Annotated in this window: 14 protein-coding genes; 9 read left to right on the forward strand and 5 right to left on the reverse strand. The window is 63.3% G+C overall.

Annotated features, from left to right (window positions below):
• Nucleotides 1-155: 155 nt before the first annotated feature.
• From ABDW49_RS20040 to ABDW49_RS20050, 3 genes are all read left to right on the forward strand, one after another.
• Nucleotides 156-452, forward strand: a complete 297-nt coding sequence (locus ABDW49_RS20040) for a hypothetical protein (RefSeq protein ID WP_343614635.1) — start codon at nucleotides 156-158, stop codon at nucleotides 450-452.
• 5 nt (nucleotides 453-457) lie between these two features.
• On the forward strand, nucleotides 458-1,588 hold the full coding sequence (locus ABDW49_RS20045; RefSeq protein ID WP_343614636.1) for a class I SAM-dependent methyltransferase: 1,131 nt from the start codon (nucleotides 458-460) through the stop codon (nucleotides 1,586-1,588).
• 258 nt (nucleotides 1,589-1,846) lie between these two features.
• Nucleotides 1,847-2,065, forward strand: a complete 219-nt coding sequence (locus ABDW49_RS20050; RefSeq protein WP_343614639.1) for a hypothetical protein — start codon at nucleotides 1,847-1,849, stop codon at nucleotides 2,063-2,065.
• Between the two features lie 12 nt (nucleotides 2,066-2,077).
• On the opposite strand, the gene ABDW49_RS20055 is transcribed toward ABDW49_RS20050, so the two are convergent.
• The 4 genes from ABDW49_RS20055 to ABDW49_RS20070 are packed head-to-tail and all read right to left on the reverse strand — an operon-like array spanning nucleotide 2,078 to nucleotide 4,911.
• The gene (locus tag ABDW49_RS20055) at nucleotides 2,078-3,133 is read right to left on the reverse strand and encodes an alpha/beta hydrolase (RefSeq protein ID WP_343614641.1); all 1,056 of its coding nucleotides are present in this window, start codon (nucleotides 3,131-3,133) and stop codon (nucleotides 2,078-2,080) included.
• A complete protein-coding gene (locus tag ABDW49_RS20060; protein WP_343614643.1) occupies nucleotides 3,130-3,420 on the reverse strand; it encodes a hypothetical protein in 291 nt (96 codons plus the stop codon). The genes ABDW49_RS20055 and ABDW49_RS20060 overlap by 4 nt, the downstream gene beginning before the upstream one ends.
• Before the next feature lie 47 nt (nucleotides 3,421-3,467).
• Entirely contained in the window at nucleotides 3,468-4,037 is a 570-nt protein-coding gene (locus ABDW49_RS20065) for an MBL fold metallo-hydrolase (protein WP_343614645.1), read from the reverse strand.
• Between the two features lie 4 nt (nucleotides 4,038-4,041).
• A complete protein-coding gene (locus ABDW49_RS20070; protein WP_343614646.1) occupies nucleotides 4,042-4,911 on the reverse strand; it encodes a DUF1838 family protein in 870 nt (289 codons plus the stop codon).
• A gap of 41 nt (nucleotides 4,912-4,952) precedes the next feature.
• Between ABDW49_RS20070 and ABDW49_RS20075 the strand changes: the two genes are divergently transcribed.
• Nucleotides 4,953-5,858, forward strand: coding sequence for a transporter substrate-binding domain-containing protein (locus ABDW49_RS20075; RefSeq protein ID WP_343614647.1), 906 nt, complete (start codon nucleotides 4,953-4,955; stop codon nucleotides 5,856-5,858).
• Between the two features lie 212 nt (nucleotides 5,859-6,070).
• On the opposite strand, the gene ABDW49_RS20080 is transcribed toward ABDW49_RS20075, so the two are convergent.
• Nucleotides 6,071-8,116, reverse strand: a complete 2,046-nt coding sequence (locus ABDW49_RS20080) for a TonB-dependent receptor (protein ID WP_343614649.1) — start codon at nucleotides 8,114-8,116, stop codon at nucleotides 6,071-6,073.
• Between the two features lie 574 nt (nucleotides 8,117-8,690).
• Here ABDW49_RS20080 and ABDW49_RS20085 point away from each other — a divergent pair.
• The 5 genes from ABDW49_RS20085 to ABDW49_RS20105 all read left to right on the forward strand — a co-directional run bounded on the left by ABDW49_RS20085 (nucleotide 8,691) and on the right by ABDW49_RS20105 (nucleotide 15,596).
• Complete coding sequence (locus ABDW49_RS20085) at nucleotides 8,691-10,019, forward strand: LLM class flavin-dependent oxidoreductase (RefSeq protein WP_343614651.1); 1,329 nt, start codon at nucleotides 8,691-8,693, stop codon at nucleotides 10,017-10,019.
• A gap of 1,206 nt (nucleotides 10,020-11,225) precedes the next feature.
• Nucleotides 11,226-12,248, forward strand: a complete 1,023-nt coding sequence (locus ABDW49_RS20090) for a polysaccharide deacetylase family protein (RefSeq protein WP_343614652.1) — start codon at nucleotides 11,226-11,228, stop codon at nucleotides 12,246-12,248.
• Between the two features lie 11 nt (nucleotides 12,249-12,259).
• Nucleotides 12,260-12,970, forward strand: coding sequence for an SDR family oxidoreductase (locus ABDW49_RS20095; protein ID WP_343614654.1), 711 nt, complete (start codon nucleotides 12,260-12,262; stop codon nucleotides 12,968-12,970).
• A gap of 10 nt (nucleotides 12,971-12,980) precedes the next feature.
• Nucleotides 12,981-13,523 carry an ester cyclase gene (locus ABDW49_RS20100; RefSeq protein WP_343614656.1) on the forward strand — a complete coding sequence of 181 codons (543 nt, stop codon included), beginning with the start codon at nucleotides 12,981-12,983 and terminating at the stop codon, nucleotides 13,521-13,523.
• Between the two features lie 357 nt (nucleotides 13,524-13,880).
• Nucleotides 13,881-15,596 carry a tetratricopeptide repeat protein gene (locus tag ABDW49_RS20105; RefSeq protein WP_343614713.1) on the forward strand — a complete coding sequence of 572 codons (1,716 nt, stop codon included), beginning with the start codon at nucleotides 13,881-13,883 and terminating at the stop codon, nucleotides 15,594-15,596.
• The last annotated feature ends 134 nt before the right edge of the window (nucleotides 15,597-15,730 follow it).

The raw sequence follows: 15,730 nt of genomic DNA on the forward strand, positions 1-15,730 counted from the left end.
CTTACAGAACGTCCACCCCCCCTTCCAGCCCGGCCTCCGCCTGTCGGACAGCGGGCAAAGAAAGAGTTCCACCAAGCGATCATCCGCCACAGACAGCTCTTGCGATCTGCTATCCTTTTCACCATCATCTGCGACCATCCCTGGAGTGCTGCCGCGTGAAACTTCCCCCCCCCCCCACCGCGGGACGCCGCGAGATCACCGGCCTCTCCGTCATCGAGGATCAGGCGCTCTCGATGATTGCGGCGCTGGCCAGCGAACTGGCCGTGGCACGCGAACGCATCGATACGCTGGAACGTCTGCTGGACGCCAATGGCACGCTGCCACGCGCGCAGATCGAGGCTTATCGTGCCGAGGGCGAGGCCGCGCAGCAGCGCGAGGGATTGCGTCACAATCTGATCGCCAAGGTCTTCCGGCCACTGCGCGATGCCTCGCGCCGGGCGCTCGAAGGATAAGAACCATGTCCACCCCCCCACCTTCCCTCACCCATCCGATGCTGCCCGAGGCCGGCCATGACGAGATGGCCCAGCAGCTTTTCATCCGCGATCTCAAGATGTGGCTGGGCGCCGAGATCGAACCGCTTCAGGGCGAGATCGCGCGCAAGCTGGACCCCGGCCCCGCCCATAACGACCGTGATGCCGAAACCTTTGCCCGCCTGCACGAGGAACCGGCCTTCCGCTCCTGGGCCGGCGTGTTCCGCGCCTCGCAGGAATTGATGTGGGACGATATCTGGCGCAGCGTGGAGCGGCAGGCCGATACGCTCGACGCGCGCGCCAATGAGGTGACACTGGGATCGCTGCACCTCGACCCGGACTTCAAGGCGCCCGACTATCTGGTGGATGGCCATGTCCATATCATGCCGGGCGGCTACGATCTGGATGCGCCGGGCGTGCGGCAGGGCGCGATGATGGATCGCGGCGGCGCGGTCTATATGCTGGGCCGCAACGGCGGCTTCCTTAACGACGGTCGCGGCAAGACGGTGCTGGCCCATGTTTACGCGCTCTATCCCGACCTTCAACCCGAGCGCATTCTGGAACTGGGCTGCGGCGTGGGTGCCAGCCTGCTGCCCGTGGCGCAGGCCTTCCCCCAGGCAGAAAGCTTTGGCCTCGATGTCGGCCCTTCGATGCTGCGCTATGCCCATGCGCGGGCTGGTCATCTGGGTGTAGCGGCGCATTTCGTGCAAGGCAGCGCTGAAGAGGCGCCTTTCGAGGACGGCAGCTTCGATCTCGTTTTCTCCGCCGCGCTGATGCATGAAACCTCCGCCGAAGCCATCGAGCGCATTCTGGCCGAGAGCCACCGCCTGCTGCGTCCCGGCGGGGTGGCGGTGCATCTGGAGGTGCCTTCACGCTATGATGAGCTGGACCTTTGGAGCCAGATTCGCTCGCAGGTGGAGCGCGATTACAACAATGAGCCCGCCTGGCAGGCTGCCACCTCCGCCGATTATGGCGCGCTAATGCGTGCGGCGGGTTTCACGGATGTGGCCGTGGGCTTTCAGGATGCCGCTTGGGCGCCATTGCCGGGCCAAGCTGGCTTCGGACCTGATTCGAAGGGCGTTTTCCGCTCCTGGTTCGTCACCTCGGCGCGGCGCTGACCGATCGTTTCCCCCGGGCGTGGCCTGGCACATCTGGGCCACCGTTCATTTCGACATCAGTTTAAGCCAATCATGCACCGGGGAAAGCCCGGAACATGACGATGGGATGTCGCTCGCCGGCGGCATCAAAAGATATGGGGCACTCGCGCTGGACGGCTCACGAGCTGCGTTGAACTTGGTTTCCCTCGGACTGTTCCATGATTGGTGTGGAGGACGCTCGGGATAGCGGTCGCGTTTGGACGTGTAAGGCGCGCAGCCATGCCGGAGACATGGCAAGCACCGACACGCCAACATCGCGGCGATGGTGAAGAAATTGGCGAGCGAGAGCGCGACCTCGCGCGGCAGGCACTGCTGTGCTGGCGCTTCAAACAGGCCGGCGCGCAGCCGGCCGGGCGGAACGGTGTTCACATGCTGTATGCACGCCCGCTCGCGGCAAGGCCGGCCGCTGCAAATCCGCCAGCAGCGCGCGGCGGCTAATCCGCGCTCCGGTCATCGCGCCACGCGCTGGATGAAGGGCATCGCGCTTTTCAACGCACGGTCGCTGCAATCAAGCGGCATCATATGGCCGCAATCCGGCACGACGACCAGCGCCTTGTCCTTCGCCGCCAGCAACGCCATGCCGCGCTTCGCCTCGCCCTCTACCGTCACCTCGCGATCCTGAGCACTCCACAGGAACAGGGTCGGCACTGTTATATGGGCAAGGTCGTCCGGCGTGCGTTCATCAAGGGGCATGGGGACCACCCCCACCTGCAACCGCAAGGAACGGTTGTTGAGGTCAGTCCACTCCCTCACCAGTTCCGGCGTCACCTTGCTCTTGTCCTCGATGTTGTAGAGCAGGATCTGCCGCCAATAGTCCTCCTCATGATAGCCCTTGTGGCTGGCATCCTGCGCGACCGCACGCTTGAGGGCTTCAGGAAACCTGCTGCGGTCCAACACCAGAGGGCCGACCGCCCCGTTGTTGAAGATCAGGCCGGAGAGGTGCTCGCCATGGGTCGCGGCATAGGCCGCCCCCGGGATGGCGCCGCTCGAGGTCGCCACCAGCAGCATCCTGCCCACGCCCAGCCTGCGCCGGAGCTCCTCGATAAGGGCGACCTGATGAACGACGCCGCGATCGCCAAGGGGCGAGCGGCCCGAAAGGCCAGCGGGCGGCATATCGAAGCGGATGACCCGATAATGCCGGCGCAGCCGTGCCGCCCAGCCATTCCACTGGCGCAGACTGGCGAAGGAGCCGTGGAGGAGCATGATGGCAGGACCCTTGCCTTCATCCATGTAGTGGATGGGCTGGCCTTCGATCTCCGCAAATTTTGAGCCAGGCAGGGCATAGTGTGCCCTCAGCGCGGCCTCATCTCCCGTCGGCGTCTGCCCCGTCGCTGCGGATGCCAGAAGCACCGCAGCCAAGGTCATCACCGTCTGCACCGCCTTACCCATCGCATTGCCTCCCTGCCATCCGGGCCGAACGGTAATCGCTGGGGGAAAGGCACCGTGAATATCCCGGGCAAATGATCGGCCCTCGGACAAAGGGGAAAAGTGCGGCGAACGGGTCAAACGCCTGGATGCACCCCTTCCGCCTGGAGGCGCGCATCAAGCGCGGCCTCGTATCGGTCGGCCAAGGCCTTGCAGGCCCCGGCACTGCGATAGCCGTCCGGGCTAAGACGCAATCGGGCGAGGCGCTCCTCGCCATCGGAATGTTCCGGATGGCCGGTGATCAGAATGTCGCATGGCATGGCGCGGATCGTCGCAAGGCTCTGGCGGAAATTGCGGATGATCGCCGGATGATCGCTGAAGCGATAGGCGCCATCGGTTAACGAATTGAGGCTGGCGGCAAAGACCATGTGGGCGCAATCCCTGCCCGCCGGGTTGCACGATGTCCATGACCAGCTCATGCTGCCGGGCGTGTGCTCCGGCGTGGCATGCGCGGTGACGGCGACATCCCCAAGCCGGACGACCTGCCCATCACGGACAACGCGAACCCGGCGCACCGCCGGATAGGCAAACAGACTGGCCCGCTGCGGATCTTCCATCCCGCTATGCCCGCGCGCAGCACTCTGGCCCCGGCGCGGCTTGCCAGAACCGTGGCTCCGCTGTCGCGCGCCAGAGCCGCAAGACCGCCCGCATGATCGTAATGCGGCTCGCTGCTGAGGATGTAGCGGACGTCCTGAATACGGAAGCCCGCCTCGTTCAGGCTCTTTTCAACCAGCGGGGCCGCCTGCGGCAGGCCCGCGTCGATCAGGATCAGCCCGGCATCGCTGGCGATCAGCACCACGTTCATGCGCGTGAAGCCCACCAGCCATGTGTTCCCATGGACCCCGATCGGCCCGACCGGATCGAGCCAGAGCGGCGCCAGTTCCTGCGCTATCGGGCGAGTAAGGTCGTCGGTCGGAGCCGCACCTGCCAATCCGGCGTGGACCAGCGCCACCGCAGTTGCCACCCGTCTGCCGGCCGTCCGCATGATGTCAGCCCTGCGCATCGAGCGCGGCGATGGGATCGGCGGCGATGGCGGGAAACACGTCATGCAGCATCGCGCGCCAGTCCCCGGGCAGGTCCTCGAAGCGATGAACTTTGCCGCCATTGCCGAACAGGGCGAGATGCCCCGTGCGATCACCCATCTTCAGCCAGGCCGGAAAGCTGCGCACATCGTTCGATTGCGCACGCGATGCGATCGAGGTCGCCGCGGGGTCGAGCACCTGCGCTCGAGGGCCCGAGATCGTGCTGACCTCATTCAGCAACGACACGCCATCGCGCCCCGTCACCCGTGCGTGGGTCCGGTCGCGAATGGCGATGTCGTCGCCGATGGCGAAAGGACGCACCGGATAATGCGTCAGCTCGAAATGGGGGCCGCCGGGCAGATCGCTGAGCCGGGCGTGATTGTCACGCGAGAAGATCGCCCGGTTCGGCCCCTGCACGCGCTCGACCACCGGCAGGATTTCGCCCGTGACGGGATTGCGGAAGCTGGTCAGACGCTCGCCGGTGTCCACATCGGTGCGAAAGCTTATTTCCAGATCGCGCAGCTCAAAGCCTCCGTCGGCCCGCTGGGTCACGCGCGAGAAAGAGCCAAGATTGATCGCATACATCGGGATCAGGTCGCCGGCGATGACCGCCATATAGGGCCCTTTGACCCAGGAAAAGATCAGTCCGTCATCCGTGCGATAGCGCAGTTTGCGATAGATCAGCCGTGCATCCTCGGGATCGTTGGGATCGAGCTGGCGCGAGGCGGCGCGCGCCGCTTTCGGCGCGGCAAGCGCTGCCGCGGCGGCCAGCCCCAGCCCGAGCGCCTGCCTGCGATCAAGGGAGACAAACTTGTCGGTCGATTGCTGGTTGGGCATGATCTTCCCCGTTGGTCTTGCTGCGACGAAGCTGCTTGCGCGTGGCGGCGGGCGCCAATGCGCTGCCGGCTCTGATCGCGCTGCGGATAGAGGGCACCATTGATCGCTGGCCGGACAGGAAAAAACGGTCCCATGGCGGCAACCCGAACGCCCGGCAACCTTGCGCTTACGCGATGGAGCAGGAGCAACAGATGCGCATGGGCGGAACTTCCAGATATATGCTGACGGCTGCCCTTCTGTTTGCCGCCCTGGTCCCGGGCGGGGCGGCCAGAGCGGAGAAACGGGCGTTGCGCTTTGGTCTGACAGGCGATTACCCGCCTTTTGCCGAGCAGCGCCCCGATGGCAGCCTTCAGGGCGCCGATATCGACATGGCACGCCAGATTGCGCGCACGATGGGGCGGCCGGCGGAATTCGTCCTGACCAGTTGGAGCACATTGCCGGGCGATTTCGCCGCCGGGCGCTTCGACATCGCGATCGGGGGCCTGACGGTCACACCCGAGCGGGCCGCGCTTGGCACATTTTCGCTGACCCTGCTTGATGATGGAAAACGGCCTTTGGCGCTTTGCCGCAATCAAACGCGCTATAAAACTCTGGCCGACATTGATCGACCCGGTGTCAATGTCCAGATCAACCGCGGGCCTGCGATCGCACAACTGGCGGGCCAATGGCTGCATCGCGCCAACCTCGTCGTCAACCGCGATGACGAGACCTTGACCGCGCGCCTCCTCGATGGCTCGGTGGATGTGTGGATCACCGATGGCGTCGTCGTCGATCGCATAGCGCGCCAGTCACATGGCCGTCTTTGCGCGACCACGGCCACGCCCTTTAATCATGTGGCCAAGGCATGGTTGATCCGCAATGACCCCAGGCTGATCGGTCAGGTCAACAAGCATTTGGCAAAAGCCTTGCGCTCGGGCGATTGGGCGGCAGCCGTGCAGGCGCATTAACCGCACGATCCGGCACAATGATCGCGAAGCTGGCATCATCGCCATTTCTTGTTCGGTTTCCGCGACGGCAGCACGCACCGGAACCACTAGTCTGACGACGCCGGCAACAGAGGAGCACACCCGGGCTATCCAGTCTCGCAGGTCACGATCAGAAATATCTGCTGCCCTCAGGACCGGCCCGTTGGCACATCTCATGCCAACGGGCTCGACCGTTACAGCTTGTAGGCGAAGGTCAGGCGCCATGTCATGGGGTCGGCCGTGAAGCGCGGCATCACCTGCGCAAAGGCAAAGCCAGTGGTCCAGTAGCGCTGGTCGGTCAGGTTTTTGCCCGTGAGATGCACCGACCACGGCCCCTGCTCATAGCCGACGTAGGCGTTGAAGATCTGGGTGGAGGGCACATGGCCGATCCAGGCATTGTCTGGCGTCGAATAATAATCGGCCCGCAGATTGGCGTTGACACCAAGCACTAGCCGGCCCGCCGCAACCGGCAAGGCCAGATCTGTTCCCAATGTGACCTGATAGGGGAACACATTGGTCATGGCATTGCCGTTGTAGTTGGCCGCTGTCGACACGTTGGTCCCTAAACCCTTGTAATGCGCATCATTGTAGGTGCCGTTCACCCACAGCGTCAGCGGCGGAAGGGGGCGCAGACTGAATTCGGCCTCCACCCCCTTGTGCGTGGCCGCAAAGGTAGCGGTCTGAAAATCGCCGGTCGCCGTCACGAACTGCTGCTGGATGCTGGAATAATCGTTATAGAAGGCCGAGACATTGAGCTTGGCGCGCCTGTCCCAGAACTGGCTCTTGAAGCCGACCTCGTAGGCCTTGACCTTGGCCGGGCCATAGGGGGAATTGAGCTGGGCCGCGCTGCCGGCCAGGCCGTTGTACCCGCCAGCCTTGAAGCCTTCCGAGAGGCTGGCATAGGCCATCACCTGCGAGGCGATCTGCCAGTCCAGTCCGACTTTGGGCACGAAATTTTGCCAATTGTCCTTGCGGTTGACAGGAGAAGTATCCACGAGCGCATCAATGGACTTGCAATCCTGGGTGTAGCGCCCGCCCAGTGACAAGGTCAGCGCGGGCGTGATCTTGAAGCCCAACTGGCCAAAGGCGGCATAGCTGTTGGTCAGGATGTCGAAGCGGGTGTTCGAAGGCACGAAATAGGTGGTGGTGGCGTACTGCTGGTTCCCCCATTCGCGGAAGTAATACAGCCCGCCCACATAGCTCAGCCTGTCACCAAGGGTGCTGCCATGCAGTTGAAGTTCCTGGCTGACGTTGTCGTCATGCATGAAGGCGGTGCGGTCATACAGCGCCGCATAGCCAGGCAGGTTGACCCCCAGCGCGGTGTAGGCCACGCCGCCCGAAAAATCTTCGCGCCATCCATCGCTCAGATGCGACCATGCCGTGATCGAGGTCAGTTGCGCGCCGCCGCCAAGTTCGACCGAGACGTTGAGGTTGGCGCCATACTGCGTGTCGCGGGTGAAAGAGGGACTGGGGCTGAGCACGGTGCGGTAATTGCCGCTGGTGGGCCGCGCCGCCAGATAGTCGTTGCCGGTATAACTCGGGTCTATCGCCACGGTATACTGGCCGTCGCTGGTGTAATGACTGTAAAAACCGCTGAGCCGCGCGGAAATGCCGCCCTGTTTGTAATAGAGGTTGGCCATCGTTCCGGCAAAATCCTGCCCGCCCACGCCCTTGCCCAGCGTGGCGTCGTATTGTCGCCCACCATCGTTACCGCGATACATGGCCGAAATCCCGCCGCGTAAGCTTCCATCCGCATTGAGCGGCCCGCTGACAACCCCCTTGACCATCCGCTCGTTCCAGCTTCCGGTTCCGACCTCCACCCCGGCATGCAGTTGATCGCTGGGGGTCTTGGTCACGATTTTGAGTGCGCCAGATGCGCTGTTGCGGCCGTAAAGCGTGCCCTGCGGACCACGCAAGACCTCGATACGGTCAATATCCAGAGCATCGATTATAGAAGCGGCCGCGCGCGGCTGGTACACATCGTCGATATAGATGCCGACATCGGCCTCGGAGGTGATATTGGCGCCATCGGTGACACCGCCCCCGCGGATATAGGGGGATATGCCTGCCGAACCGCCAGTCACCTGCGAAATCTGCACATTGGGGGCGATCTGCCCGATATCTTTCACATTGGTGATCTGCAGACGCTTGATCGTGTCGGCATCCAGCGCGGTGACGGCGACGGGGGTCTTCTGCACCGAGGATGTCGTCCGTGTGGCGGTGACCACAATATCGCCCAATCCCTGCGCCTGGGCGTCGGCAGATTGGCTGTCGACCGTCCCGGCCCGAACTGGACTGACGCTCGTCAACCCAAGGCCCAAAACCAGCCACGCTGAATGCCGCAAGAGCCCCGCCCGATAGCAATCGTTATTGGCCGCCATAACCTTTCCCCGCAAAGAAACTGATTTCCTGATGAAAAATGCATCAGGTCCGACAGTAGAGCGGGATTCCTGCGCGAATGATCGCTGTGTGGACATTCCACCTAAACTTCGGCCGGTTATACCGACCTTGCCGCCACCTCCTCCTGCTGCTGGGTGCCGCGCGTGATAGAGACGGGCCGCTCCCATACATGCGCGCGCATTGCGCGCGAGGAACTTTCGCTCCTTTTCAGTCAAATCCCGATATATCCGGCTGGCGACGGGTGGCCAGAAAACATTTGCGCGTGGCACGAGCAACGCCCATCCGGCAGATCGCCATATCGGAGAAATCATCTGGGTGTGGGCCAGTGAGTTGGATGGTCCCATCGAGTGCGCGGCCCAAAGGATTTTTCCCAGGGATAGAGCAAAATCCAGAGCACCCCATGAAAGGCACCCAATGTCAGAACCACGGCAACTGCATCTTTGTGCCTTCATCAAACCGGGCAGCCTTCATCAGGCGTCCTGGCGATTTCCGGGGGCTTGGCAGGACGCCAATCTCAACATCCGGGCGCTGCAAAGTTTCGCCCGCAAGCTTGAACAGGCGCGGTTCGACGCGATTTTCACGGCAGACCATCTGGCTGTCCTCAATCTGCCGATGGCGGCGCTCAAACGCAGCCAGACTGTCTCGACCTTCGAGCCTCTGACCTTGTTGGCGGCTCTGTCGGCAGTCACCGAGCATATCGGTCTGGTGGGCACCACATCGACGAGCTACGAAGAGCCCTACAACGTGGCCCGCAGGTTTGCATCGCTGGACCATTTGAGCGAGGGTCGGGCAGGATGGAACATCGTTACCACCTATAATCCCGAAGCCGCGCTCAACTTCGGCATGGATGACCAGTTGGCACACGCAGACCGCTATGACCGGGCCCGGGAATTTTATGATGTCGTGCGTGGCCTGTGGGACAGTTGGGCCGATGACGCCTTCATCATGGACAAGGCGAAGGGCCTTTACTTCGATCCCGATCGCCTGCACGTCCTGAACCATAATGGACCGCATTTCAGGGTGCGCGGTCCGCTCAACATTGCCCGCCCCGTTCAGGGCGCGCCGGTCATCTTCCAGGCGGGCAGTTCCGGGCCGGGGCGGCAACTGGCAGCCGAAACGGCCGATGTGATTTTTGGAACCGCCGGAACGCTCGAAGCCGGGCAGTCTTTCTATGCCGATATCCGGGAAAGGCTACGCCTGACGGGGCGACCGGGCGACGCGATCCGCATCCTGCCGGGCGCCATGATCATCATGGGCGACACTCTGGCCGAGGCGCAGGCGCGGCGCAGGCAGTTGGATGGTTTGGTCGACGACGAGCTTTGCATACCGGCGCTGTCGCGATTCCTGGGGTGCGACGCATCAGGGTTCGACCCGGACCTTGCGCTGCCCGACGTGCCCCCGACCAATGAAAGCCAGAGCACGCGCGACTATGTCATCGACTTGGGGAAACGCGAAGGCCTGACCGTCCGGCAACTGGCCCAGCATCTCGCGGGTTACGGCGGGCTGACGTTTGTGGGCACGGCAGCAGGGATCGCGGATGACATGGAACGCTGGCTTCACGGGCGCGCCGCAGACGGCTTCAACGTGATTTTCCCCTATCTGCCCATGGGCCTTGACGATGTCGTTGAAAAGCTCGTGCCCGAGTTGCAACGCCGTGGGCTTTTTCGCCGCGACTATGAAGGAGGCACCCTGCGAGAGAACCTCGGTCTGGGGCGCCCAGACAACGCTTTCTTCCGGCATTGATCTAGCGCGCGTGCCCGCGCTTGAACCCCGCCCGCACGCGGGAAAATTGGTCGATCGGCACATGCTTGTGAAAGAAACCGACCGAAAGGTCCGCAGCCATGGGCATTCAGGATGCAAATTTCGGGCGCGGTGAATGAACGGCAGCTCGAGCCAATTCGCGCCTTAGAGGTGACGTTCCGGTCCGTCCCCACCCATGGTCATTCCCACGAGACTCCAACGCAGCGGCAATTATTTCGGCAGTGATGATTCTACCGGCGAGATTAGACAGCGGGACTATCAATCACGAAATGCTATATCGTGACCGATAGATGCTCGGCGCCAAGGCAAAGGCATCCCGTCTTCCCCCTGAAAGCCAAGGCGTCTGCACAACGGCACTGCGTTGAACCATTAACCCATCCTACCCCTGCCTGCATCGCGCACGATAGGATGGTCTATCCTCCCACCCTGCGAAGCATCCGTCCGCTGGCATTGGAGGACGGGGTCCGCTTACGAACATAGCGTAAGGCTGTAGACGTGTAGGTCCAGCGCAAGGCCTGGGCAATTGGCCCGGCACCTCGGTGCTGGCGGACAGATCAGGGGTCAACCCGACGCGCGACGAACGGGTGCTGAGCCTCGCATTCGCCCCGTCGAGCTCGGGGCCCACCAAGTTGACCAGTTGATCGCACACTGCCCGGCGCACTGTACGTTTTACGATCAATCGCACCGCCGGCGGGGTCTGGGCGCGTTCCCCCAGCATCAATTTGCTAGTCGCCGGCATTGGTTGTGTCACCAACTTAGACCTGATGCTGGGAGGCAATCCCCAACCATATCCCGGTGGTGCTGGTGAGGGAGCGATTGGCCTAGGCTCGCGCGCGTTGGCCCGCAACACGTGGATGCGACCAGGCAGCGGCCCGTCACAAGTCCGCCAGCCTCTTGCAACGCTCGGACTTGCGGTACTGTATTAGGCGACAGTCAAGCTTAGGTCCCCCGCCACTCCCGATCTCCCTCGAACGCGAAGCCGTCAGCAACGCCGCGCCGTCCCCCTCGATCTCGGTAATGTGTCCCAGATTCTTCGCCGCGCCCGACATGTTTCCCTACGCGAGAATGGCGCGGAAAATCTTAAAATCGTTGAGATCGTCCAGCATCGCGAATTATCGTCTTTGATTTGATAGTGCATCGCTTGCTGGCGATCTAATCCCTTTCAGGACGATAAGTTATACCGGAATCATGACACAGCAAGCCCCCCTCTTCGTCACGCGCCGCAGCGTCCTTGGCACCGGCATCGCCGCCGCCGGAGTCGCCGCCACCGCGCGCCCCGCAACCGCACACGCACCGGTTCACCCGCGCGTGAGCCACAACTCTGGCGGCGGCTTCTGGCCAAATGGCGCCCGCATCGCTGTTAGCCTGTCGCTGATGTTCGAAGCGGGCGGCCAGCCCATTTCGGGCGCCGGCGGCCCCATTCCCGAGCCCATCCAGAACGGGCTCCCCGATCTCCCGACAAACGCCTTCTTCCAATATGGTATCTACGAAGGCATCCCGCGCATCCTCGACCTGATGGACAAGCACCAGATCAAACTCAGCTCCTTCATGGTGGGCGAAGCGGTGCGCAGGGCGCCGGATATCGCGCAGGAAATCGTGCGGCGTGGACATGAAGCCGGTGCGCATGGTGATGCCTGGCGCAATAGCTACACCCTCGATCCCGAGGCGGAAAAGCGCTTTATCGCTGCTGGCGCGGAAAGCATCCACAAGATCACCGGCTTCAACCCCGTGGGCTGGAACGCCTATTGGCTGCGCAATTCGCCTAACACGCTCGATATCCTGAAGTCTCTGGGTTTCCTCTACCACATCGACGAACCCAGCGCCGACCAGCCCTTCATCGTCAAGCTCAAGGGCGGCGACTTCGTCACCGTGCCCTACACGCTGCATATGAACGACATTTCGGCCTATCCGCTCACCGGCTGGAACCCGGCCGCCTACGAACAGGCGCTAAAGGACGAATTCGACCAGCTTTACGAGGAAGGCGCCACGCAGCGCCGCATGATGGTCGTGTCCATGCACGACCGGATGGAGGGCCATGCCAACCGCATCCGCGTGATGGACCGCTTCCTCACCTATGCCCGCTCGAAACCCGGCGTGTGGTTCGCCCGCAAGGACGAGATTGCCCAATGGGCGCTGACACGCCGCGCCCATACCCCTGTCTACAACCGTGCTCTTCCCACCGAAACCGGCCTGCCCGGCTCGGCAGCTTAAGGAGTGATGTGATGACGATATCTCTTTCCGGTCAGTCCGTTCTGATCGTCGGCGCTGGTGGCGGCGTTGGCCGCGCCGCGCTGGAGACCTTTGCCCGCCAGGGCGCCATCGTGACGGCTGCGGGCCGCCCGGGCGACGCCCTCTCCACCGCCGCCGCTGCAGCCGGTGTGGCCCCCACCCCGCTCGATTTCCTCGACAACGATGCGGTGGAAGCCTTCTTCGCCGCCCATGCCCCCTTCGACCATGTGGTGATCGCCGCAGCCTCGACCAAATCCGGCTCGGTGGCCGGGCTGGATCTCGATGCCGCCAAGGCCGCGATGGAGAGCAAGTTCTGGGGCGCCTATCGCGTGGCTCGCGCCGCCAAGGTCAACCCCGGCGGCTCGATCACGCTGGTCTCGGGCTTCCTCTCGCACCGGCCCAGCGCCGGGGCCGTATTGCAAGGCGCCATCAACGCCGCGCTGGAGGCTTTGGGGCGCGGCCTTGCGCTGGAACGCGCGCCGGTGCGGGTCAACACCGTGTCCCCTGGGCTGGTCAACACGCCGCTGTGGCAGGGCATGAGCGAGGAAGCCCGCGACGGCATGTTCGAACGCACCGCCGCCCGCCTGCCCGCTGGCCGCATCGGTCAGCCCGAGGACATCGCCTCGGCCATTCTCTTCGTCGCCACCAACCCCTTCGCCACCGGCTCGACCATCACGGTCGATGGCGGCGGCACGATCGCCTGAGGACACCGCCATGCGCTTTCCCATCCTTGCCGCCCTTGCCATGGCGCTCGCCATGCCCGCCCATGCCGCAACGCTCAGCGACAGCCAGGCCGTGGCCATGGCCAAACCGCAGACGCTGATCGTCTCGCCCGATCTCAAACCTGCCGCGCGCCGCGCCCTGCTACGCCCGGTCGACCAGTTCTATGGCTTCTGGATCAACGGCAGCGCAAAGCTGCTGGCCGCCGCCATCTCGCCGAACTTTGTGGATCACACCCTGCCCGCCGGTCGCCCGCAGGGGCCAACCGGGCCTGCGCTTGCCTCCAAGGGGTTTCTGGGCGCGGTGCCCGATCTGGAGATGACGGTCGTCCAGCGGATCGTGGTGGGGGATCGGGTGGTCTCGCATCTGCGCTTCACCGGGCATTTCACCGGCAGTTTTCAGGGACATGCCGGCAAGGGCCAGAAGGTCGATTTCATCGCCACCGACATTCTGCGCGTGCAGCACGGCGCCATCACCGACAACTGGCACCTGGAGGACAATCTGACCTTCCTCCAGCAGATCGGTCTGGTGCCCTGACAGGTGTCGGGACGACGCCCTGCCTGCGAGGCGGCAGAGCGCGGCACCTCCTCCAATCAGCTTTGCTGTGTAGACCTGACGGCAGGTACTCTGCGATACTCGAAAGCCATTGATTGATCGATTTTAGGTCATGATCATACACATGATCCAAATCTGCCATGATTTCTGCCATGATTTTTCTTTGGCGTCCCGCAGCCGTATGTTAGAGGCCAAAAATCCGCAGAGTTCTGCGGATCTCAACATGGCTGGATTTCACGAATTATCGTTGTTAGCTGTTGGAAAAACACCTACGATTTCGCCGAGCCCAAGACCTTCACCACTAGCTTCGAGCCGACCAAGCGCGAATTACTCTTCGTGATGGACGGCACCACGAAAATGGACTGGAACGACGGGTGGTATGAGGCAGACCATGTCTGGGTCGGCTTCAAGGCCGACTTCAGCCGCGACGCCGGTGCCGACAAGACCGCGCCATATGCGGTCGAATACCCCGCCGCCACCCATGTCACCGAAACCATCCTGTTGCCGCCAGGTGTGGGCACCTTTGTGGTGGCCCCCGGATCGGATGTCGACCAGACCGTGGCGGGGCGCGAATACCACCGCCATGCCAGAGTCGAGGGCGACCGCTTCATGGTCGAGGAAAGCGACCGCAGCATCGCCCAGGAATTTCCCGCCGCGCAGGCCCCCGCAGCGGAGCAAACCCTGCGCGCTCTGGCCAAGAAAAGCGTCTATCTGCGCCAGCCCAGAGGTTACAGCGGAACGCAGGCCGAGCGCGATGCCATCATGGCCTCCGACCCCGCCACGGCGCCGGAACTGGTCAACAAGGCCCGCCTGCTGCTGAACGCCCAACGAACCGAGGATGGGGTGAAGGCACTGGACAAGGCCATCGCTCTCGATCCAAAAAACGCCGAAGCTTTCGGCCTGCGGGCTATCGCAAGGATGAATCTGCAGCAGACAGCGGCGGCCAAACCCGATGTCGATGCGGCTTTGGCGATCAACCCGCATGATGGAACGGCGCTGCAGGCGCGGGGAGAGCTCGCGGGCCTTGAAAAGGACTATGCCGCGGCGGTCGAAGCCTTTTCCGGCCTGTTGCAAGGCTCGCCCGGTTACAGCCCGGCGCTGCTTGGCCGGGCCCATGCCTATTACGCGCAGCGCCGTCTCGATCTGGCACTGGCCGACACTGACAACGCGGTCAAGACGATGCCTGCCAATGCCGAGCTGCGCTTGCTGCGCGCCAACATTCTGCATGACAAGGGCGATCGGAAGGGCGTGGCGGCGGAAGCCGACGCGCTGATGGCGCCGGCACCCAACGACGTCTATTCGCTGGCCGCCGCCAGCCGCATCTATGCCGCAGTCCAGCAGCGGGATAACGCGATGCACGCGCTCGACAAGGCGATGGCGATCGGCCCGACCAGCTACATCTATCTCAGCCGCTATGATCTGCGGCCCGCAAGCGACCTTGCCGGGCGGCGAAGCGATATTGACGCCGCGCTCCGTCTGGAACCGACCTCGCCGGAGGGTCTAACTGCGAAGGCCTATCTTCAGGGGGAACAGGGCAACTGGCGCGGGGCAACCGAAACCCTGTCCCCGTTGATTGCCCGCTTTCCATCCCGCTCCGACCTGCTGCTCAGGCGGGGTATCGCCTACGCCAAATTGGGGAATGCCCCGGCCGCCGACAGGGATTTTTCCGAGGCCAGGACCCGTACCAAGGGCGCGCAGCCGCTCAACAGCCTGTGCTGGGCCAATGCGATTGCAGGGGTCGGGCTGAACCGCGCCCTGGAAGAGTGCGATGCGGCGCTGGCCATCACGCCCGAAGCGCTCGACATTCAGGACAGCCGGGCTCTGGTTCTGCTGCGGCTGGGGCGACTGGATGAGGCACTCGACACCTACAACCGCATTCTGGCCAAGGCCCCGACCCAGTGGCCCTCGCTTTACGGACGGGCACTGGCCGAGGAGCGCAAGGGCGACACCGCCGCCGCAGCCCGGGATGCCACTGCGGCACTGAAAGCCAATCCCGGCGAAAAGGATGATTACGCGCGCTATGGCCTTGTGCTGCAGACCAAGGTGAGCGGCTGAGTGTCCGCCTTGCTCCTTGCAGGGAATAGGCCAGCGAACATTTATGCATCATAATACGCTGCGCAGGTGGTGCACCGTAGTCGATCATAGGCAGAACTTCATGCGCCATAGTCCTCTAGAGCGCCAAATGGTGT

The organism is Novosphingobium sp. (assembly GCF_039595395.1).
Taxonomy (GTDB): Bacteria; Pseudomonadota; Alphaproteobacteria; order Sphingomonadales; family Sphingomonadaceae; genus Novosphingobium.